The organism is Oceanobacillus locisalsi, from assembly GCF_042675985.1.
Lineage (GTDB): Bacteria > Bacillota > Bacilli > Bacillales > Amphibacillaceae > Oceanobacillus > Oceanobacillus locisalsi.
The window spans coordinates 1-22,140 of record NZ_JBHTKK010000030.1; the positions used below are offsets into that span (position 1 = coordinate 1).

General features: G+C 40.4%; 15 protein-coding genes. 12 read left to right on the forward strand and 3 right to left on the reverse strand.

What is annotated here, in order from left to right; all coding sequences use genetic code 11:
• The first annotated feature begins 240 nt into the window (after window positions 1–240).
• The 4 genes from hemE to ACFQ19_RS17835 all read left to right on the forward strand — a co-directional run bounded on the left by hemE (window position 241) and on the right by ACFQ19_RS17835 (window position 5,413).
• On the forward strand, window positions 241–1,278 hold the full coding sequence (hemE, locus tag ACFQ19_RS17820) for a uroporphyrinogen decarboxylase (RefSeq protein ID WP_379594031.1): 1,038 nt from the start codon (window positions 241–243) through the stop codon (window positions 1,276–1,278).
• A 121-nt stretch (window positions 1,279–1,399) separates the two neighbouring features.
• Window positions 1,400–2,335 (forward strand): ferrochelatase, encoded by a 936-nt coding sequence (hemH, locus tag ACFQ19_RS17825; RefSeq protein ID WP_379594032.1) that lies wholly within the window; start codon window positions 1,400–1,402, stop codon window positions 2,333–2,335.
• Window positions 2,335–3,738: a protoporphyrinogen oxidase gene (gene hemY / locus ACFQ19_RS17830; protein WP_379594033.1), complete on the forward strand. Its 1,404-nt coding sequence runs from the start codon at window positions 2,335–2,337 to the stop codon at window positions 3,736–3,738. The genes hemH and hemY overlap by 1 nt, the downstream gene beginning before the upstream one ends.
• 1,114 nt (window positions 3,739–4,852) lie before the next feature.
• Window positions 4,853–5,413 (forward strand): GNAT family N-acetyltransferase, encoded by a 561-nt coding sequence (locus tag ACFQ19_RS17835; protein ID WP_379594034.1) that lies wholly within the window; start codon window positions 4,853–4,855, stop codon window positions 5,411–5,413.
• Window positions 5,414–5,563: 150 nt separating this feature from the next.
• Here ACFQ19_RS17835 and ACFQ19_RS17840 read toward each other — a convergent pair whose 3' ends face one another.
• The 3 genes from ACFQ19_RS17840 to yhfH all read right to left on the reverse strand — a co-directional run bounded on the left by ACFQ19_RS17840 (window position 5,564) and on the right by yhfH (window position 8,247).
• Entirely contained in the window at window positions 5,564–5,776 is a 213-nt protein-coding gene (locus tag ACFQ19_RS17840; RefSeq protein WP_379594035.1) for a hypothetical protein, read from the reverse strand.
• A 269-nt stretch (window positions 5,777–6,045) separates the two neighbouring features.
• Entirely contained in the window at window positions 6,046–7,854 is a 1,809-nt protein-coding gene (gene pepF, locus ACFQ19_RS17845) for an oligoendopeptidase F (RefSeq protein ID WP_379594036.1), read from the reverse strand.
• 261 nt (window positions 7,855–8,115) lie between these two features.
• A complete protein-coding gene (gene yhfH / locus ACFQ19_RS17850; protein ID WP_379594037.1) occupies window positions 8,116–8,247 on the reverse strand; it encodes a protein YhfH in 132 nt (43 codons plus the stop codon).
• Between the two features lie 117 nt (window positions 8,248–8,364).
• Between yhfH and ACFQ19_RS17855 the strand changes: the two genes are divergently transcribed.
• From ACFQ19_RS17855 to ACFQ19_RS17890, 8 genes are all read left to right on the forward strand, one after another.
• Window positions 8,365–9,093, forward strand: a complete 729-nt coding sequence (locus ACFQ19_RS17855; RefSeq protein WP_379594038.1) for an MBL fold metallo-hydrolase — start codon at window positions 8,365–8,367, stop codon at window positions 9,091–9,093.
• Between the two features lie 201 nt (window positions 9,094–9,294).
• Window positions 9,295–10,290: a lipoate--protein ligase gene (locus ACFQ19_RS17860; RefSeq protein WP_379594039.1), complete on the forward strand. Its 996-nt coding sequence runs from the start codon at window positions 9,295–9,297 to the stop codon at window positions 10,288–10,290.
• Window positions 10,291–10,523: 233 nt separating this feature from the next.
• On the forward strand, window positions 10,524–10,988 hold the full coding sequence (locus ACFQ19_RS17865) for a competence protein ComK (protein WP_379594040.1): 465 nt from the start codon (window positions 10,524–10,526) through the stop codon (window positions 10,986–10,988).
• A gap of 311 nt (window positions 10,989–11,299) precedes the next feature.
• The gene (locus tag ACFQ19_RS17870; protein WP_379594042.1) at window positions 11,300–11,953 is read left to right on the forward strand and encodes a TVP38/TMEM64 family protein; all 654 of its coding nucleotides are present in this window, start codon (window positions 11,300–11,302) and stop codon (window positions 11,951–11,953) included.
• 129 nt (window positions 11,954–12,082) lie between these two features.
• Window positions 12,083–12,631, forward strand: coding sequence for a signal peptidase I (gene lepB / locus ACFQ19_RS17875; RefSeq protein WP_379594044.1), 549 nt, complete (start codon window positions 12,083–12,085; stop codon window positions 12,629–12,631).
• A gap of 995 nt (window positions 12,632–13,626) precedes the next feature.
• Window positions 13,627–17,124: a helicase-exonuclease AddAB subunit AddB gene (gene addB / locus ACFQ19_RS17880; protein WP_379594045.1), complete on the forward strand. Its 3,498-nt coding sequence runs from the start codon at window positions 13,627–13,629 to the stop codon at window positions 17,122–17,124.
• Window positions 17,117–20,836, forward strand: coding sequence for a helicase-exonuclease AddAB subunit AddA (gene addA / locus ACFQ19_RS17885; RefSeq protein ID WP_379594046.1), 3,720 nt, complete (start codon window positions 17,117–17,119; stop codon window positions 20,834–20,836). Before addB ends, addA begins: the two co-directional genes overlap by 8 nt.
• Before the next feature lie 3 nt (window positions 20,837–20,839).
• Window positions 20,840–21,997, forward strand: a complete 1,158-nt coding sequence (locus ACFQ19_RS17890) for a DUF418 domain-containing protein (protein WP_379594047.1) — start codon at window positions 20,840–20,842, stop codon at window positions 21,995–21,997.
• Window positions 21,998–22,140 lie beyond the last annotated feature (143 nt).

Below are 22,140 nucleotides of genomic sequence, written 5' to 3' on the forward strand. Positions count from 1 at the left end.
AAATTGCGGAGGAGAAATGTATCCAGAATATTATAATGGCATCCATGGACAGGAATACAAATTATCAGATGTTCTCTAATTTGGATAGAAAGAAAAGGACCGGGCGGGGTTTGCCCGGTTTTTCTTAGAATAATTATAAAATGAGACAATTTGATGACAAACAGTTCCCATCTCTATACAGATACGTGATAAATCGGTATAGTTGGAGGTGGAATAAGAATATAAGAGGATGAACGTTGTATGGCAAAAGTAAAAAACACGACTATTTTAGACGCTTATCGCGGAAACAAAACAAACTATACACCAGCCTGGTTTATGCGCCAGGCCGGCAGATCACAACCCGAATACCGGGCATTAAAAGAAAAGTATTCGCTTTTTGAAATTACCCATCAACCGGAGTTATGTGCTTATGTTACTAGGCTTCCGGTCGAAAATTATGGCGTGGATGCGGCGATTCTTTATAAAGATATTATGACGCCGCTCCCTGCTATTGGTGTCGATGTGGAAATTAAAAGCGGGATTGGTCCCGTGATTGACGATCCGATTCGTACGATGCAGGATATCGAAAACCTTGGTGAGATTCATCCGGAAACGGACACACCATATGTACTGGATACCATCCGTTTACTGGTGGAAGAACAGTTGGATGTCCCTTTAATCGGCTTTTCCGGAGCACCGTTTACGCTGGCAAGCTACATGATAGAAGGCGGACCTTCTAAAAATTATACGAAAACAAAAGCTTTGATGTACCGGGAGCCGAAAACCTGGTTTGCATTAATGGATAAGTTAGCGAACATGATTATTCGTTATGTTGAAGCACAGATAAAAGCCGGTGCAAGCGCAATTCAAATCTTTGATTCCTGGGTCGGTGCTTTAAGTGCGGAAGATTATCGTTATTTTATTAAACCGGTTATGACGGATATTTTTGCGGCCTTAAAAAAATATGATGTTCCGCTTATTACCTTTGGGGTAGGGGCACGCCATCTGCTGATTGAGTGGAATGACTTGCCTGTTGACGTCATTGGGCTGGATTGGCGTACTTCTGTCAATGAAGCCAGAAAAATGGGTATCACGAAAACATTACAAGGAAATCTGGATCCTGCTATTTTGCTCAGCGATTGGGAAACTATTGAAAAAAGAACGAAAGCGATTCTTGATCAGGGAATGCATACAGAAGGATATGTCTTTAATCTTGGTCATGGTGTGACACCGGATATTGAGCCGGAAACCTTAAAACGATTGACGGAACTTGTGCACACTTATTCAAAACAATATTAAATGAAGGCAAATCCGAATCCTTTTTATTGGATTCGGACGCTGCATTCTGTCCTGAAAGCAGGCGTATCATACGTATACTTTCTAACTTTTGAACAACAAAATGTAACGAGGTGTATTGGAAATGGAAAAAAAGAAATTAGGATTATTAGTAATGGCATACGGTACGCCATATAAAGAAGAAGATATTGAACCATATTACACGCATATACGTCATGGCAGAAAGCCGGATCCGGAAGCACTGCAAGATTTAAAGGATCGTTATGAAGCAATTGGCGGCATCTCTCCTTTAGCCAAAATAACCAAAGAACAAACTTTTGCTTTAGAAAGCAAATTGAATGAAGTACAAGATGAATATGAATTTAAAGCATATATCGGTTTAAAGCATATTGAACCATTTATTGAGGATGCTGTAGAAGAAATGGCAAAAGACGGCATTGAAGAAGCAGTTTCCATTGTTTTAGCACCGCATTATTCTACATTCAGCGTAAAATCCTATAATGAACGTGCAAACAGTACAGCTGAAAAACATGGCATTCGTATTGAATCCGTCCAAGATTGGTATACTGAACCAGGGTTTATTAACTTCTGGGCAAAAGGTGTGCAAGATACGTTTGCAAAAATGCCTGCAGAAGAAAAAGAAAATGCAGTATTAATCGTATCTGCGCACAGTCTGCCGGAGAAAATTCTTCAAAACGGCGATCCATATAAACAGCAATTAGAGGAAACAGCGCAACTGATTGCGGAAGCTGCAGATGTGAAAAATTATGCAGTAGGCTGGCAAAGTGAAGGAAACACGCCAGATCCTTGGCTTGGACCGGATGTACAGGATTTAACTCGTGAATTGTATAACAAAGAAGGATACAAAGCGTTTATATATACACCAGTCGGCTTTGTGGCAGATCACCTTGAAGTTCTATATGATAATGATTACGAATGTAAAGTCGTTTGTGATGAGATTGGCGCAAGTTATTATCGTCCGGAAATGCCAAATGCGAAACCGGAATTTATTGAAACGCTGGCAAATGTGGTATTAAAAAAAGTAAAGCGTGATTCGTAATGGATAGAAAAAATGTAGTTATTGTAGGCGGCGGTATAACAGGGTTATCTGCCGCCTATCATCTTCAAAAAAAAGTAAAAGCAGCAAAACTTCCAATCGATATCACATTAGTAGAAGGCTCGGATCGATTAGGCGGACGCATTCATACAGTTAAAAAAGATGGCTTTACGATTGAAAAAGGACCAGATTCGCTTTTAGCACGTAAACCGGCAGCAATGGCATTGGCGGAAGAATTAGGTATTTCCGATCAAGTAAAACGAAATTCGACCGGTCAGTCCTTTATGCTGATTAAAGATCGTCTGCATAAAATGCCAAAGGGTGCTTATATGGGCGTTCCAAAAGAAGTAGGTCCGCTTTTGCGCTCCAATTCCTTTACGTTATCCGGAAAGCTTCGCGGTTTAATGGATTTAGTAAAACCGAAGAAGAAAAGTAAGGAAGATGAATCGTTAGGACATTTTATGCGGCGCCGTTTCGGAGATCAAATCGTCGATAATCAGATTGATCCGCTCTTGTCCGGCATTCACTCCGGCGACCTTGATCAAATGAGTCTGCAGGCGATTTATCCTGTGTTCGGGGAAATGGAACAGGAATATGGCAGTGTGATGAAAGGTCTTAATAAAACAATGCCAAAGCCTGCGAAAAACAAAAAGGCGAAACCTGCTCAAGGACAATTTTTCTCGTTTACCAATGGATTGCAGACGCTTGTTCATGCATTGGAAGCAAGCCTTGATTCTGTGGAAATTATCCGCGGGAATAAAGTAAATCATATGGAGAAAAAAGAAGCGGGTTATCATCTTCTGCTGGATTCCGGCGAGGTTTTAACGGCTGATTTTGTTTTATCCGCTGTCCCGCATACGCAGGTTCCGGGAATGTTAAGCAAGCATCAGCCGCTGCAGGAATTATATAATATTCCGGCAACATCAACTGCCAATGTTGTTCTTGCTTTTGATGAAAAACAAATCAAACGTGACCTGGACGGCACTGGGTTTTTAGTGACGAGAAACAGCAATTACCGGATTACCGCCTGCACATGGGCCCACCGTAAATGGGAAGGAACGGCTCCGGCCGGCAAAGCTTTATTACGCTGTTATGTCGGGAAACCTAGTGATCAGGATATTGTAAAGGCATCCGATCAAACACTCGTAGATACGGTATTAAAAGATTTAAATAAAGTCATGAAAGTAAAAGGGCAGCCTTTATTTTATGAGGTGACCCGATTTATTGATGCCAGACCGCAATACCATACAGGTCATTTGGAACTTGTCCGTCGCGTACGCGATTATGTTGCTGCCAATCTTCCAAACTTGGAATTAATAGGAAGCTCCTATGATGGCACCGGACTTCCGGATTGCATTGAGCATGGCCAAAAAGGTGCTGATCTGGCATTGGAAGCATTGACATAAGAAAACTAACTCTCGGTTCGCTTGCTTTGCGAATCGGGAGTTTTACTTATGTTTCATATTCTTTTGTTAAATGGATTTTTTCATCTGTGAAGATATTATAGAATATTTAAATGGCCAGTGCCCCTAAAATATAATCCACATTTTCTGAACTTCTTTTTAGATACTTTAAACAAAAAATTATAATGGCAAAAATATAAAATGAAACTTCATTCAGAGGGAGTTTTACGGATGGTTTTCCATGATAAATATTTTGTATATGAGCGATATCCCGATTATTTGATAGTTTAAATAATTAATTAAAAAGCAACTTCCTTACCATAGGAACAAGGTTGGTCTTTTCTTCTATACATCTATTGATAAAGGTTAGCAGGTAAGGTGAAAAGCTGCCGATCCGCCTCCGATAGTGGGATGTTCTAAACATGAAATAGCTGAACAAATAAAAATAGATCAGACAGAATACATTTTTCGTCGTGCATGGTAAAAATGTTCAGCAAGCATTCCTTTCTGTGCATGCAAGCTATGCTCGATATGGATGATACATGCTGTCATAATTTGAACTGCTACACTAGAATAATTGTTTATTTAGTCTAAAAAGTAATTATTTCATCTAACTTCATCAAGATATTATTTCTTCCAAACGCTGTAGTATCCTATTAGAGCGCAGGCCAACCACGTAGACTCCAATGGGAACAGGGTGAGCTGAAGATCCACTTGAAAAGCGGTCTTCTTTTCAAGTCAGCTGAAGCCGTCCCCATGGAAAGCGTAGTGGTTGGCCGGAGCGGGAGCTATACAGCCTATCCTGTTCAAAAAATAGAAGGATGCTCTTAAGAAAAGCAAGGTTTATATGCTTATCGTTAGGTGCGAAAGTTGAGTGAATATTAACATAGTTATGGTAATGCCGTATAGATGGTATGAAGAAAAAAAGCTCCATTTCTTCAAGGGTTGATGAACAATCATAAATTTTCAGAGATACTAGCATTCTATCATTGTTTTTTTATGGAAATAACTAAATGAATGATAGAATAAAGAAAATACATGCATTTTCCATAAAGAAGTATTCGAGACTGCGTCGATAATTTTACTCCTGGTACAGATAAAAGAGAGGGGAGAAATCATGCTATATAAACAGGTGAATCCAAACATCATGCTTTCCTTGCTGGAGGAAAATGATGCTGAAATCTTATTTAATTTGGTAACCGCTAACAAAGCTTTTTTAAGTAACTGGTTAAGTTTTCCGTCCGCAACCAATCATGTTGAAGATTCTAAATCATTTATTAAAAAGTCTTTATTTCGTTTTGTGAACAAAGAAGGTTTTTGGGCAGGGATCTGGTATAAAGAGAAATTAGCCGGCTGCATCGGTTTTCTGTATTTTGATTGGAATGTAAAGAAAACAGAAATCGGATATTGGTTAGGCGAGGCATATACAAATAAAGGAATTATGACACAAACCTGTGCTGCAATGGTGAATTATGCATTTCATGAACTGGAACTAAATAAAGTAGAGATTAAAACAGCTGTAAAAAATATAAAAAGTGCAGCAGTTCCTAAAAGATTGGAATTTAAGCATGAAGGGACAATCAGGGCGGATGAACGGATAAGAGACACTTTTCATGACAGGGAAGTGTATGGAATGTTAAGAGAAGAATGGGAAAACGGAAGCAGTTATTATTTATAAAGTTAGATGTAAAGACATTAAATTTCGTATTTTTATATTAAACGTTCGATTGGAACATAAATCTCTCGCGGATATTTTTAAATAACCGGCTGCATTGAGGGAAGTCCAATACCGAACTTAATACAGCCGGTTATACGTGTGATGAAAGCTCTACCTTTTAGGCATTACCATGTCTTTTTTAATAATACCTGTGACAGCAAGGACAACATTTTTTCTTGTAGCGGCTTCTGTAATAACTTTTTTGACATTTATCATGATTGTCATCTTTTTTACACCAATTATGATCATGCTTTTTCTTTTTGCAGCAGCATTTAGAATGGTCTTCGTCTTTCTTTTTGTGACAGTGACATTTACAGTGATCATCGTGTTTCTTTTTACATGGGTCATTACATGGGTCGTAGTAATACATTGCTTTATCACTCCTTTCTCAATCAATATACGTCATTTCAGAAAAGGAGTTTGGACAAAGCTAATAGTAGTTCACACATTTTATACTCTTGAAGTATATAAAATGTAAAGGAGTAGAACAGGTGTCATCATCGAATTTAGATTCAGTGATAATATATGCAATCATCCCATATTAAAAGCCAGACCGGAAAGTTAACCGGCTGGCTTTTAGATGTTATCTTTTATTATTCTGAATAACTGTCTGCTAATTCGTCAATTAATGAACCGACATAATCAACTGCAATTTCAATATTTTTTGGATTAGACATGTCAATGCCCGCATCTTTAATCAAATCCTGCGGACGCTTGGCACCGCCTGTTTTTAATACGTTTAACCAGTCATCCACAGCCGGCTGTCCTTCTTCCCGTATACGCTTGGCCATCGTGGTAGAAACGGTTAACCCTGCAGAGTACGTATATGGGTATAGCCCCATATAGTAATGCGGCTGCCGCATCCAGGTCAAACCGGCACCATCATCAAACGTGACGGTATCTCCCCAGAAAGATTCGAGTACATGTCGTTTTTCCCGGCATAATACATCCGCAGTTAAAGGAGTGCCTTCTTCCGCTAATGCATAAATCTTGCGTTGAAAGGCGCCTTCCAGCAGATGGGTAACAAAATTATGATAATAGGTTCCTAATAATTGTGTAATAATCCAGCGTTTCATTCGCGGGTCATTTTGATTTGTATGCATTAAATGATCGGCAAGCAGCAGTTCATTTAACGTGGATGGTGCTTCAATAAAATAAGTGGAAGGCCGTGTGTTAAACAGAGTCTGGTGTTTGCCGGCCAGGTAGAAATGACCTGCATGTCCCAATTCGTGCGCCAGAATAAACGCATTTCGCATTTTATCCGCCCAGGTTACAAGGATATATGGATGGACGCCATAAGGGCTTGAGCAAAATGCCCCGCTTGCTTTGCCAACATTTTCAGCACGGTCTACCCAGCGTTCGGTTAATGCTTTTTGCATTCCTTCGATATATTCTGATCCCATTACATCCAATGCATTTAAAATGGTCTGGGAAGCTTCTTCATAAGATGTGTTCGGGTTGAATGATGGATCCAGAGGCGCTTTTAAGTCGCAAAAACGTAACGCATCTAAACCGAGTTGTTCTTTCAGTAATCTGGCATATTTTTGCATATGTGTTGCCAATTTTTCCTGAATCACATCTAATTGGTTATGATACATTTCTTTTGTAACTTGCTGTGGCGCTAGCAGCATGTCAGTAACAGAATCATATTTTCGTAATTTGGAAAGCTGGACCTGTTTCGTCACTTCGGCAGCATAGGTTGCAGCATACGTATTTTTATATTGTTCGAATGTATTTACAAAAGAATCGTATGCATTTCGCCTCAGTACGGTGTCCTCTGAATACTCATAACTTTCTTCGTAAAGCGGCTCGCTCATCGGCAAGGTGTTTCCCTGACCATCTGTTACAGATTCAAATTGCATATCCGACTGCTTGCTGCGGGAAAAAACATTATAAGGAGCATCTAAGACTTCGCCTAATGCAGAGAGCGTTTCTTCCACCTCGGGCGAAAGGATATGTTCTTTCTTCTCGAGAATGTCCATGATATATTTATGGTACGTCTCCAGTTCCGGTTCATCTTTTATAAACTGTGTTACATCAGATGAAGAAAGCTCCAGCAGTTCGGTTTCAAAAAAGGAGATTTTTGAGCCGATGGCCGCAAGCGTTGTACTGCTTTTTGCTGCTGCTCCTTGATTAGCCGGATCGCTTCCATCTGCACTGACTAATAGATTCGCATACACGGCAACTCGGATCACTTTTTGCTGGTAACCTTCAGCGGTCTTTAATGCTTCCAATAAAGTGTTAGCGTTTTTAGAAAGCTTTCCTTTAAATGCTATGATTTGATCAGCTTCTTCTACAATTTCTTTTAACGCTTTCTCCCAACTCGCTTTATCCGGAAAAAGGTCTGTTAAATCCCATGTTTGTTCCGTGGGTACATCTTTCCGATATGTCTCTGACATCATCCATCAATCCTCCTCAAATACTTGAAATATCGCTGCATATAAAAGAAAATAAAGCTGTAGCAATACTTCATCAATTAATTCGATTATCTAATTAATTATAATACAAGGAATAAGATAAGGACAGGATTTGAAAGGAAAAAGTTTCTTCTTTTCAAACAAAAAAAAGAATAGCCGCATAGAAGGCTATTCAGGAGAAGGATTAAAGTTATGGGATTCTTATTTCATTAAACAGGGCAATTACGGTTAATTGTGGAACAGATATTAACGCCCTGGATAATCACATTCGTCACAAACATTGCCATAACAATCAGCTTTTTCGTGTACCATTGCATTTCCACATTTAGCACATTTCTTTTTTGGCAAACTTTTAAAGAATTCGATAATTCCGGTCATTTCTATTCCTCCTTGAATTATTTATTGATTTATAAAGTATTGTACTATAACAGTATATCGATGTCAACACTGTATTGATACAATTTTTAAAAAAATAAAAAAAGGAGCTGTTTTTCGATGAAATTAACGATTGTGGGCTTTTGGGGCGGTTATCCGAATAAGGATGGCGCTACTTCCAGTTATTTATTAGAAAAAGATAATTATAAATTGGTGATAGATATGGGAAGCGGTGCGTTGTCCAAACTGCAAAATTATGTTTCTGTACCGGATATAGATGCTGTGATTTTATCTCATTATCACCATGATCATGTGGCGGATATTGGTGTATTACAATATGCTAAATTGACGGATTATTATGTGCATCAGCGTGAACAGAAAGTAAAAATATATGGGCACACGGAAGATGAAAAGGGATATGCATCCTTATCCCATCAATATACAGAAGGAATACCTTATCACCCTGAAGAAAGGCTGCAAGCAGGACCTTTTGACATTACATTTTTAAGAACGGCGCATCCGGTTCCTTGCTTTGGAATGCGTATTACAGATGGTGACAAAACGATTGTATATACGGCTGACAGCAGTTATACAGAAACGTGGATTCCATTTGCTAAGGATGCGGATCTGCTTATAACAGATTGCAATTATTTTAAAGGACAGGATGGAACAGCTGCAGGACATATGAACAGTGAAGAAGCAGCCCGTATCGCAAAAGGTGCTAATGTAGGACAGCTGGTACTCAGTCACTTGCCGCAATTTGGTGTACTAGAACAGTTGAGAGAAGAAGCGAAACAGATTTACGCAGGACCCATTGTCTTGGCAGAAGAAGGATATGTGTGGAAATAACCCTTAACGGAGGGACAGGCGCTATAGGTTCAAACGAGCAGCAGTACCTAAAATTGCTGCTGTGTTCAGTTAGATAGTGAAGAGTTGTCCCTCTGTAAACTGTTTTGGAGTTTCTGAAGACAGAGGCTTCCTAGGTAGATATTTTGATTTACTATTATTTATACGTTAGAATAAAATTAATGAAAAAAGGGAGGAATAAAGTTGAAATTTATTGATAATAAAGGGATTACAGATCCTAGGATTAACTTGGCAATTGAAGAGTATATTCTGGAGAATTTTGGTGAGAAAGATACATATCTATTATTTTATGTAAATGGTCCTTCCATTATTATCGGGCGGAACCAAAACACGATTGAGGAAATTAATACAGATTACGTGGATGAGCAAGGGATTAAAGTGGTGAGGCGTCTTTCCGGGGGCGGTGCCGTCTATCATGATGAACAGAATTTAAATTTCAGTTTTATCACTAAGGATGATGGAAATAGTTTTCAAAACTTTGCTAAATTTACTCAGCCGGTAGTTGATGCGCTCAATAATATTGATGTTCCGGCAGAATTACAAGGCAGAAATGATTTAGCCGTTGAAGGCAGAAAAATTTCCGGCAATGCGATGTTTTCTACTCGCGGGCGCATGTTTAGCCATGGAACGTTAATGTTGGATTCCCAGTTGGAAGAATTAACAAAAGCATTAAAAGTGAAAGATATTAAAATTGAATCCAAAGGCATTAAATCTATCCGCAGCCGTGTCGCAAATATTGCGGAGTATCTTGACAATCCGATATCTATGGATGAGTTTAAGGAATTAATTTTACGGTATATCTTTGAAGTGGAAGATGTGAATGACGTACCGCAATATGTGCTGACAGAGGAAGATTGGGAAAGGATCCATGACATTTCCAAAAAAAGATACCAGCAATGGGAATGGAACTATGGAAAATCGCCATCATTTAACTATCAGGAATCCAAGAAGTTCCCCGGCGGGCTTGTTGATGTCCGTTTAGATGTGAAAAAAGGTATGATCGAGAACTGCACGATTTATGGCGACTTTTTTGGAATGGGGGATATCAAAGAATTGGAAGATGCACTGACAGGCATCCGTCATAACCGCGATGCTGTGAAAGAAGCAGTAGACCAGGTGGACGTGTCCCACTATCTTGGCCGGATTACGGCAGACGAGTTTTTAGAATTGCTTTATTAATTTTGAAAACATTTAAAACATCATAATAAAGTGAAACTTCATTTTGAGAGGAGGAAAAAAATCTCAAAATGAAGTTTTTTTATGGGGCTTAATAAGTATATTTAAAGGGTAATTATCATCTGTTTATTTAAAATTATTTAAAATTTTAAAAATAAATGTATCTTTTTGCTTACTTTACTGCTATAATAATTCTAAACTCACCTAATCACTAGGGAATAAGGAGGAATAAAGAAATGAATATGAAAGAAATTACGCCATATACATTGGCAATATTATCTGAAAAGGATGATAATGGAAAAACTGTTACCAGAGTTTTAGAAGACGATACGGAATATGTACTGCAAGGAAAACCGACAAAAGTGATTGAATATGCATGCGCTTATTTCGGGTCTGACTTAAAAGGCAGACAAAATGGAATAAAAAGTGTTTCTGGTTTCCAGTATAAGACACCGATACCAATCGATCCGAGAAACAGAATGTATTTCTTTCCAACGAAATCGCCGCTACAAGCGAGCTGCTCCTGGATTTCGCATACGCATATAGATAATTCAAGAAAAATAGACAAAGCATGTACAGAGATTTTATTTAAAAATGGGCGGAAAATCAGTTTAGATGTTTCCCACGGTACAATTATCAATCAAATACAACGGACAGCCCATATCCGCTATATTATGGACGAACGGGGAAAGACATTTTAAAAGAACGATTGCACTGTTATGTAAGGGTATTCAATAAAATGTAAACCTTAGATTTTTCCTCTTATTTCCTTCCAAAGATACCGCAAACATAAATCATACGACTACATGGATCGAAATCGGTTAATAATATAGTTACTGCATCCATTTATATACCTATATTAATCATACTAAAAACTTCTCTTTGTATATTTAAAATTAATGTACCCTGGTGATTATTTGAGTTTTCAGCAGAGAAGTTTATACTTTTCAAACAAACAGCAGTAGCATATAATCATCATAAGATTGTTGGAATTTTGAGGGAGACTGACCTTATGTATGTAATGAATATTACCTTTTCAAATTGGCGAACTTTTTTAAGAGAACAGGGCTGGGAGGATTTTATTCTTCAGCTGCTGGAGCAATATGAAGGACTCGGTCCTTTACCGGGTATTGCGTTGCCATTTTTTGAAGCATTTTTACCATTTTTGCCGCTTATTGTATTTGTACTTGGAAATGCCGCTGCTTATGGATTGTTTGAAGGCTTCTTGTATTCTTGGATCGGTGCCAGTATAGGCGCTATTCTGGTTTTCCTTCTCATACGCCGGCTGGGCAACACAAGATTGTTGACATGGATCCGGAATAACAAGCAAGTGTCTAGAGTAACGAATTGGGTAGAAAGACATGGGTTTGGTCCTTTGTTTCTATTGTTGTGCTTCCCATTTTCTCCCTCAGCCGTTATTAACGTGGTGGCAGGCTTGTCCAAAATCAGTATCTATCCATTTATATTGGCAGTATTTTTAGGGAAGACAGTGATGATTTTTTCCATCTCTTATATTGGTTCCAGTATCATGGAATTTGCACAAAATCCGATACGTACCATAATCGTCGGGGTAGGTATTGTCATCTTCTGGATGTTCGGTAAATACTTAGAAAAAAGACTGCAAAAAAAAGCGGATAAGTCTTATACATTACACGAGAAGAAGTAATGGTATGGAAAAAACGAATCGGTAACTGCTGAAGGACAAGCAGATGCTGGCACACCGTGATAAAAAGGTTAAATTCCTTCGTTTTGGGGTATGATATAGATAATAAACGAAAGCGAAGGAAGAATAACAGTGAAAAAATATAACTATGTCAGAGTTTCCATTGTAGCTGTCCTGTTAATCGCTGTGTTTTTAATCATTCGAACATTTTTATTTGAAAACTATGTTGTTAATGGAAAATCTATGGAACCAACACTCTATGATGGTAATTTAATGATGGTTAATACGCTCACAGATCAGGTGTCAAATATTCACCGTTTTGATGTGATTGTATTTCATGCATCAGAAGAAAATGATTATGTAAAACGAGTGGTCGGACTCCCGGGGGAAACCGTAGAATATAAAGACGATAAGTTATATGTTAATGGGGAATACATCCCTGAAGATTTTCTGGAAGAAGAAAAGGAAAAAGGAGACGCTGATCCATTGACAGAAGATTTTACACTGCTTCAGGCAACTGGTGAAAGAACAGTGCCGGAAGATGAACTGTTCGTATTGGGAGATAACCGCGGAGACAGCCTGGACAGCAGATCAATCGGATTTATACCAGTGGAGGAAGTGGTCGGCAAGGTGGATATCACGTATTGGCCCGTAAACCAACTATTTAAACAGCCGCGCTGATAACCTCTCAAGCTCCACGCAAACAGCTAAAAAATAAATAACTATTATTAGGAACAAGCTTCTATTTTTGCTAAAATATAAAATAGAAGCTTTTGTTCTTATTTCAATCAAATAGGATAATATCATCTAGATAAGCGGAATAATTAAATCTATCTTTAAAATTTATCTAACATAATCAACTCGACTTTCGTACTTTGAAAAGTAACTTCCTTTATATACATCTGCTGACTAGAATGAGAAGGTAAGGTGTAGGGAACCGCTGCGGCGGACCGTTTTGCTTTCCGACGTACAGGACGTACTAGTGCAGACGTTGCAACAGGACGTTGCGACTTTAGTCTGCCTAGGGGCACGCTCTTCAGCTAACTTTTGCCAAGAAGAGCGCTTGGCAAAAGTGGATCTTCAGAGGGTGCTGATCCCTCAGGAGTCAAAACGGTCCGCCTCCGCTAGTAAGATATTCTATATATGAAATAGCTGAACAAATAAAAGTAGATCAGACAGAACACATTTTTCGTGGTGCATGATATAAATGTTCAGCAAGCATTCCTTTCTGTGCATGAAAGCTATTATTTCATCTCACTTCATCGGGATGTTATTTCTCCCAAACATTGTAGCATCCCATCAGAGCGGAGGGCTTGGCCGGAGCGGTTGCTATACACCATATCTTGTTCAAAAAATAGAAGGATGCTCTAACCAAAAGCAAGCATGATAATAGAAATCATGTTTATCCTGAAACAGCAAGGTTTATATGCTTATTCTTTGGTGCGAAAGTTGAGTAATCAATTATTAATTATGTTGTTAAATGCTGTAACCAGCAGTGAAAAAACAAGGAGACTGCTACGGGGGAGCGCAGTGTTTTGCCGCAGCGGTCATATTAACCTGACAATATTGGTAATCGCAATGGTTTTCGATGGGACGAGTAATCGGAGCCATAATCCCAGTCCCAGCCAATTACACTGTGATAAATACATATATTACGAATAAAGGAGTGTGTCCGAGTGAGTGTACGATTTATTTTAGGCAGATCCGGTACAGATAAAAGCGGTTGGATGATGGAAGATATAGAACATCGTCTGCAAGCGGATCCGAGAGGGCCAGCTATTTTTTACATTGTTCCGGATCAAATGACCTTCCAGCTGGAAACAGCCTTGTTTAGCCGGGAACATTTAAGCGGAAGCATCCGGGCGCAGGTTACCAGTTTCTCACGACTGGCATGGCGGATTCTGCAAGAAACAGGGGGCGGATTAAAGTCCTTTATCAGTTCGGTTGGAACACAAATGATGCTTCGGAAAATCATTGCTGAAAAAAGCGGAGACTGGATGGCTTTTCAAAAAGCGATGAAAAAACAAGGCTTTTTGGATCAGTTGGAATCGGTGATTCAGGAGTTTAAACGATACGAAATTACACCTGATGCGCTCCGGATACAGCAAGACCAATTGAACCAATTTGTGCACCAGTCCCCATCGGAAACTGGATTAGTCCGGAAACTGGATGATTTTATTTATATTTATGAGCAGCTGCTTAAGCAATTACAGCATACTTATATGGATAATGAAGACAGATTGCAAATATTAAAAGAAAAAATCCCGCAAGCCAGCTCGCTGGAGGGGGCACATATTTATATTGACGGATTCCATCGTTTTACACCGCAGGAGATTTCCGTCATTACAGAATTAATGAAGAAATGTGCGCAAGTCCATATTGGTTTGACGGCAGACCCGGTCAATACGGAGAATCCGGATGAATTGGATATTTTTTATCAGACGAACCAAACCTATCAGCAGCTGTCAGCAGTTGCCGAAGAAAATGGTATTTCTCTGGAACAGCCCGTTCATTTAAACCCGCTAAAGGATCAATTCCAAGATCGTCCTTCTTTTGCACATTTGGAACAAAACTTTGATGTTCGGCCATCACCGGAATATACAGCGGATGCGCCGATTCAAATCGCAGAAGCAGTACATCCCCGTGCAGAAGTAGAAGGTGTTGCTTCGAATATTCTCTCGCTTGTCAGAGATGAAGGTTACCGTTACCGGGATATTTCCATTCTAGTAAGACAATCGGATGTATATGATGATTTAATTGAGACGATTTTTGGCGATTACGATATTCCGGTCTTTATCGACCAGAAACGTTCCATGCTGCATCATCCATTAATTGAACTCATCCGTTCGATGCTGGAGGCAATTGAAAATGGCTGGCGGTCAGATGCGATTTTCCGTGTTTTAAAAACAGGTTTTATACCTGCGAGTGATGCGGAATTTCCATTAACCAATGACGCGGTCGATCAATTGGAGAACTATACTATCGAATATGGTATTCGATACCGGAAACAATGGCTTACAGATAAACCGTGGAAATATCAACGATTCCGCGGTTTTGACGAGGCGGCACAGACGAGCTTTGAAAGCGAAATGCAGGAAAAAATCAATCGCTACCGGGATCAAATCACAGATGCGCTCCGTTCATTTGATGCCGAGTTCCGAGATGCAGCAAGTGTCAAAGGACGCTGTGAAGCTATTTTTATGTGGCTGGAGTCGCTGGGCGTTCCTGAAAAACTGGAAGAAATGCAGGCTGCCTTTGATGAACAGGGAATCCCTGAAAGAGGAAGAGAACAGCAGCAAGTATGGGATGCCGTAATTCAACTGATGGATGAAATGGTAGAAATAGCCGGTGATGAAGAACTGGATATGTCCACTTTTAATACCTCGATAAATGCCGGGCTGGAAGCATTGGAATTTTCCCATGTTCCGCCGACAATGGATCATGTTTTAGTGGGTACAATTGACAGGTCGCGGATGTCTGATGTCCGCTGTGCTTTTCTGCTTGGTGTCAATGAAGGAATATGGCCGATGAAGCCCCAAATTGACGGAATGATTGATGATGAAGAGAGAGATTTGCTGGAGCAAAATGGTTTAAAACTTGCCGATAATGGACAACGGCAGCTGCTGGATGACTGGTTTTATATTTATTTATCTTTAACAGTAGCGAAAGATAAGTTGATGATCAGTTATCCAATCAGTGATGAGGAAGGGAAAGCAAAGGTGCCTTCGCAAGTGGTTCATCGAATCGAGGATTTGTTCCCGGCATGTCAGGAACATGTATTATTTCAAGATGTGGAAGATGCTGCAGATACGACGCGATTTATTACAACAAAAACGAAAACAAGGTCCGCTTTGACAACACAATTGGCCAAATTGCAGCGAGGCTATGACATAGACCGTGCTTGGTTTGCTGTTTACAACTGGTATGTAAAGAACCAATCGGAATATAGCATGACCTACCGCATCTTACAAGGTCTGTTCTATAAAAATCAGCCGGAACAATTACAAAAAGAAACAGCCGAAGAATTGTATCCAAAACAGATCAAGGCCAGTGTCAGCCGGCTGGAATCTTATTATCGTTGCTCGTACCAGCATTTTGCCCGCTACAGCTTGAATTTAAAGGAACGGGAAACGTACAAATTGGACGCGCCGGATATTGGGCAATTGTTTCATGAAGCGTTACGCTTAATCACAGATTGGGTGCAGAAAGAACAATCCGATTTCAAGCACCTTACCAAAGAAACATCAGCCAATTATGCGCATCGTGCAATTCAGAAGTTATCTCCTGTTTTGCAGCACCAAATATTGCACAGTTCGAACCGTTATACATTTATTCAGCAAAAGCTGGAAGAGATTATAGCCAGAGCTGCATTTGTATTAAGTGAACAGGCCAGGCAGACAGAATTCAGCCCGATCGGCTTGGAACTTAGCTTTGGAGAGAATGACAGTTCGCTGCCGCCGCTTATATTACCGCTTGAAAACGGCTATGAGCTGATGCTGCGCGGAAGGATTGACCGTGTCGATAAAGCTGAACTGCACCAGGATTTATATTTACGGATTATCGATTATAAATCCAGTTCACGCGCTCTGGATTTGCTGGAGGTTTACTATGGGCTTGCGTTGCAAATGCTGACATATTTGGATGTTGTGCTGACCCATTCTGAAAAATGGCTCGGACAGCAGGCAAATCCGGCAGGGGTACTATATTTCCATGTGCATAATCCAATGATTAATCTCGATAACGAAACAACAGACAGTGATATCGAAGCACAAATCTTTAAATCTTATAAAATGAGAGGGTTGCTCTTATCTGATGAAGAAATTGCCAAAATGATGGATGAATCATTAGATACAGGAACCAGTAATATCATTCCTGCCGGGCTGAAAAAAGACGGCACGTTTAGCTCGCGTTCCAGAATTGCAGATGAAGATACCTTTGCCCAATTAAAAAATCATATTCATGGATTGTTGAAACAAGCTGGACTCGATATGACTTCCGGCGGAGTGGAAATTAATCCGTTTCAAAAAAAGGACGCCGAAGCATGCACGTATTGTCCGTTTCATGCCGTTTGTCAGTTTGATCCGGTTTTAGAAGGAAATCATTATAGAAAAATAGAAAACATGAAAGAAAAAGAAGTGATGAATCTGTTAAAAGGAGGGGAAAAACGTGGCTAAATGGACCGAAGAACAGGAACGGGCAATTTACGAGAGCGGATCTGATATGCTCGTTGCCGCTGCCGCCGGTTCCGGTAAAACAGCTGTCCTGGTAGAGCGTATTATTCAGAAGCTGTTAACAGAAGAAGATCCGATGAATATCGACGAATTATTAGTCGTTACTTTTACAAATGCTGCTGCCCAGGAGATGCGGACCAGGGTCGGGTCTGCTTTAGAAAAGGCATTAGCAGAAAAGCCTGGATCGCTCCATTTAAAAAAACAGCTGTCTTTACTGCAAAGAGCGTCTATTTCAACATTGCACTCCTTTTGCCTGGATATTGTACGAAAGAATGCATATATGGTAGATTTAGACCCTTCTTTCCGGATTGCAGATGATATCGAAATGGATATGATTAAGCGGGAGGTCCTGGATGACCTCCTGGAAAATTGGTACGATGACGCAAACCCGGAGCAGGAGAAGTTTTTTGAAGTGGTGAATCGTTTCTCCAATGACCGCAGTGATAAAGATGTGGAAGAATTAATTTTACGAACAGCCAATTTTGCAGTGCAGCATCCATCTCCAAAAAAGTGGCTGCATCAATTGACTGCGAATTATGAAATAGAAGAAGACTGGACAGAAAAGACCATTCCTTGGCTGCAAGACGTCAAAGAGGAAATCGCTAACCAGTTGAATGCGATGAAACAGGAAAATGCATTGGCGATAAGCATGGCACGAGAGCCGGACGGGCCCTATCATTATCTGGATGCGCTGGAACAGGATAAAGCGATGCTGGAAGCAGCTGCTGATAAATTAGCAGACTGGGATGCATTCTATCAATTTGTCCATGAAGGGAAATTTGCAGCATTATCCAGAAAAAAAGTAGAGGATAATCCGGAAAAACGGGAACAGGTGAAATCCTTCCGCAACAAAGTCAAAGCCAGATGGGACAACATGAAAGAGAAATGGTTTGCCCGGAGCCTGGAAGGCCATATTGCAGATATGCAGGAAATGGCGCCGGTTCTGAAGCAGATGACTTCGATGGTGGAACGCTACATGGATGTTTTCCAAACACGTAAAAAAGAGCAGGCGATTGTGGACTTTAATGATTTGGAACATTATTGCCTGGATATTTTATCAGAAACGAATCAAGAAGGGCATTTATCAGAGCCTTCTTCCATTGCTTTGCAGCTGCAAAAACAATACAAGGAAGTTTTGGTTGATGAATATCAGGATACCAACCTGGTGCAGGAGAGCATTCTGCAGTTTGTCCGTAATCCCGAAGATGACGGGAATATGTTTATGGTAGGCGATGTCAAACAAAGCATTTACGGATTCCGGCACGCAGAACCTTCCTTGTTCATTGAAAAATATAAACAATTTGCGGCAAAAGATCACCCGGCGGAACGTATTGACCTGAACCGGAATTTCCGGAGCCGCGCTGATATATTAACGTCTGCAAACTATTTGTTTCGTCAAATCTTTGATGAAGCAGTCGGGGATATTGCGTATGATAAAGATGCCGAACTGATTTATGGTAATCGCGTGTACGATGACTTTCCTTCTGATTCTGATCCGGAATTATTGCTGATTGATGAATCCGCTCCAGAACAGAAGTCAGAGGAAGGGGAAGAATCGGAGGAAGATTTGGAAAAAGCACAGCTGGAAGCACGTGCTTATGCCCAAAAAATTCAGGAATGGATTGGCACCGGAGAGAGCGGAACGCCCATGCAAGTGGTAGATAAAGGAAATGGACAGAACCGTAATCTGATGTATCGCGATATCGTTATTTTAATGCGCTCCATGACATGGGCTCCTGTCATTATGGATGAACTAAAAAAGCAGGGCATTCCTGCCTATGCTGAATTAACATCCGGTTATTTTGAAGCGATTGAAATCAGAGTGATGATTAGTTTGCTGAAAATCATCGATAACCCGCGCCAGGATATCCCGCTGGCTGCCGTATTACGCTCTCCTGTGGTCGGGCTGCAGGAAAATGACCTTGCTTCCATCCGCTTAGCGAACCGGCACGGCAATTTTTATGATGCGCTGCTGGCGTATATGAAAAAAGAAGATACAGACGTAACCGAGAAGTTAAAAGCGTTTCAGGAAATGCTGGAACAATTCAGACAATCCGCTCAGCAAGGAGCACTGTCCGAATTGATTTGGCAAATTTACAGAGAAACAGGCTATTATGATTTTGTCGGCGGCATCCCCGGAGGAAAACAGCGTCAGGCGAATTTACGGGCTCTGTATGATCGGGCAAGAAGTTATGAGGAAACCTCTTTCCGCGGTTTATACCGGTTCTTGCGATTTATTGAAAGAATGGAAGAAGAACAAAAAGATTTAGGGGCTGCGCGTGCACTCAGCGAGCAGGAAGACGTGGTCCGGATTATGACCATCCATAAAAGTAAAGGGTTAGAATTTCCGGTGGTTATTCTTGGCGGTATGAATAAAGCCTTTAATATGATGGATTTAAACCAAAAGTATCTTCTTCATAAAGATTTAGGGTTTGCCAGCAAGTATATTGACCCGGAGAAACGGATTCAATATCCTACCTTGTTTTATCATGCGATAAGGGAAAAAATAAGACGCGAACAGTTATCTGAAGAAATTCGTTTATTATACGTGGCCTTAACACGTGCGGAGGAAAAGTTGTTTATGGTAGCAACGGTTCCTTCTGCAGAGAAACGGAAAACTGCCTGGTCCTGGCTGACACATCATGCCGACTGGCTATTGCCGGCGTATTTCCGGACTGGTGCAAAGACCTACTTGGATTGGGTTGGTCCTGCACTTATCCGACATCAGCAGGGGGAAGCTTTACGGAACGAAGCGATAGGCGGCCAGGTTTCATCCGATATTATTCAGGATTCATCCAGGTGGAAAGCAACGATTCATTCGAGTAAAGATATTGTTTCGTTTGAGAATCAAGTACAGGAAAAACAGGAAGCCTTAAAAACGCAGATTAGCAATTGGCAGCAGATTACATTGGAAGATAAAGAAACAGCTGCCTGGGTAGACCAGCGCCTTTCTTACCAGTACCCGTATCAGCAGGCTGCTCATTCCCGGGCGAAACAATCGGTTACCGAATTGAAACGCCAGCAGGAACAGAAAGATACGTACAGTGATGAACGAATGATTCCAAAATCCACCTCTCGTCCAATTACGAAGAGACCGCGATTTATGCTGGAAGAAAAGAAATTAACGCCAGCAGAGAAAGGAACAGCGCTGCATACGGTGATGCAGCATCTTCCTTTGAAACGTCCGTTCACGAACGAGGAAGTCGCGGAATTTATAGAAAAACTGGTTCTGGAAGAGAAGATGACTGCGCCGGAAGCAGAAAGTGTATCGACGGCGGATATTGTTTTCTTTTTAGAATCGGAAATGGCACAGCGCATCTATCATGCAGATCATATCTTTAAAGAAGTACCTTTCAGCCTGATGCTGCCGGCAGAAAAAGTGTATGCCGACTGGCAGGAAAATCCGGGCGAAAAAGTACTCATCCAGGGTGTAATTGATTGTATTCTCCCTGCAGAGGATGGCTGGATTATTCTTGATTATAAAACAGACCATATTACAGAAACTGCAAAAGAGAAAGTAGAAGACAAGTTGAGGAAACGGTATAAAACCCAGCTCGAACTTTACCGTTATGCGATTGAAGAAATCTGGAAGCAGCCTGTTACGGAATCTTATCTTTATTTCTTTTCCAATGGTCTGCTGATTAAAGGAGAATAATGCGTGCAACCTTACCAAGTAAATAAAAGGCTGGAATGGATAGATGCAGCAAGAGGGTTTGCGATTTTTGGGATATTTATGGTCAATATCGGTGCGTTTTCAGCCCCTTATTTCCTTTACGGAGGAGCTGAAGATGCTTGGCCTGCTGCTATGGACCAATTCAGCCTGATTTTTATTGATATATTCTTTCAAGCAAGTTTTTATACCTTATTTTCGATTCTTTTTGGTTTTGGAATTCAAATACAAAAGGACAGTTTGGATAAAAAGCATATGTCGCCGTATACGTTTTTCGGGCGCAGGTTAGGAGCATTAATCGTGTTCGGATTGATTCATGCTTTTGCCATCTGGAGCGGAGATATTCTGTTAACATATGGAGCAATCGGATTCTTGCTGCTTTTGTTTTTAAATAGTGAGGATAACATACTGTTAGGCTGGGCAATTGGTTTATTAGGGATTTCAACCCTTCTTTTAACAGGAATGCAGTTTGCCATGCGGGATTTTATGGATATGCGTTTTACAGCAGAAATCAATCAGGCTTATCAAGCCTATCGTTCCAGCGATGTTTCTGCGATTCTGACGCAGAACGCTCAGGATTGGCAAATGTCCAATGGAATCAATGGATTGATTATGTTTCCGTTTATTTTTCTTCCTTTGTTTTTATTCGGAATGTATTTGGCAAGGAAGAGATGGTTTCATGACCCGCTCCAGTTTACATCCATTTTGAAAAAAGCCTGGCTGATTTCGCTGCTTGGATTTATTGTATTTAAAATCGGACCATACGCATTTGGCAATCCGACTTGGTTTGCACTTATGCAGGATAATGTCGGCGGGACAGCATCGGCGATGTTTTACCTTACATCCATTACCTTATTATGGCAAAAGCGTCCGATGCAGAAGGTGCTACGCATGCTGACGCCTATCGGGAAAATGGCATTGTCCAATTATCTGCTGCAGTCCGTTGTAGCCGTTTGGCTGTTTTACGGTTTTGGACTTGGTTTGTATGGAGATATGCGTCCTGTCCAGCAGATTGGCGTTGTGGTCGGGATTTTCTTCTTGCAAGTAGCGGGGAGTGTCATTTGGCTCCGTTATTTCCGGTTTGGTCCGGTGGAATGGCTGTGGCGTTCCATTACGTATAAAAAGATGCAGCCGCTCAAACGGTAATCATGGCGATTTGTTGACAATAATACGTTAAAATGTCATCTTGGGGAAGAAAATGGTATCATTGAAAACGAATTATTCGTCATTTTTGTTACAAATGTAAAAGATGAGTAAAATCTGTATGAATAACATAATGAAGGAGGGGA

Bases quoted from the DNA above. Each gene is read 5' to 3' on its own strand.
- pepF (WP_379594036.1), bottom strand. From the start codon at position 7,854: ATGATGTCAGAGACATATCGGAAAGATGTACCCACGGAACAAACATGG.
- ACFQ19_RS17840 (WP_379594035.1), bottom strand. From the start codon at position 5,776: ATGATCACTGTAAATGTCACTGTCACAAAAAGAAAGACGAAGACCATT.
- yhfH (WP_379594037.1), bottom strand. From the start codon at position 8,247: ATGACCGGAATTATCGAATTCTTTAAAAGTTTGCCAAAAAAGAAATGT.
- hemH (WP_379594032.1), top strand. From the start codon at position 1,400: ATGGAAAAAAAGAAATTAGGATTATTAGTAATGGCATACGGTACGCCA.
- ACFQ19_RS17855 (WP_379594038.1), top strand. From the start codon at position 8,365: ATGAAATTAACGATTGTGGGCTTTTGGGGCGGTTATCCGAATAAGGAT.
- ACFQ19_RS17865 (WP_379594040.1), top strand. From the start codon at position 10,524: ATGAATATGAAAGAAATTACGCCATATACATTGGCAATATTATCTGAA.
- hemY (WP_379594033.1), top strand. From the start codon at position 2,335: ATGGATAGAAAAAATGTAGTTATTGTAGGCGGCGGTATAACAGGGTTA.
- ACFQ19_RS17835 (WP_379594034.1), top strand. From the start codon at position 4,853: ATGCTATATAAACAGGTGAATCCAAACATCATGCTTTCCTTGCTGGAG.
- hemE (WP_379594031.1), top strand. From the start codon at position 241: ATGGCAAAAGTAAAAAACACGACTATTTTAGACGCTTATCGCGGAAAC.
- ACFQ19_RS17870 (WP_379594042.1), top strand. From the start codon at position 11,300: ATGTATGTAATGAATATTACCTTTTCAAATTGGCGAACTTTTTTAAGA.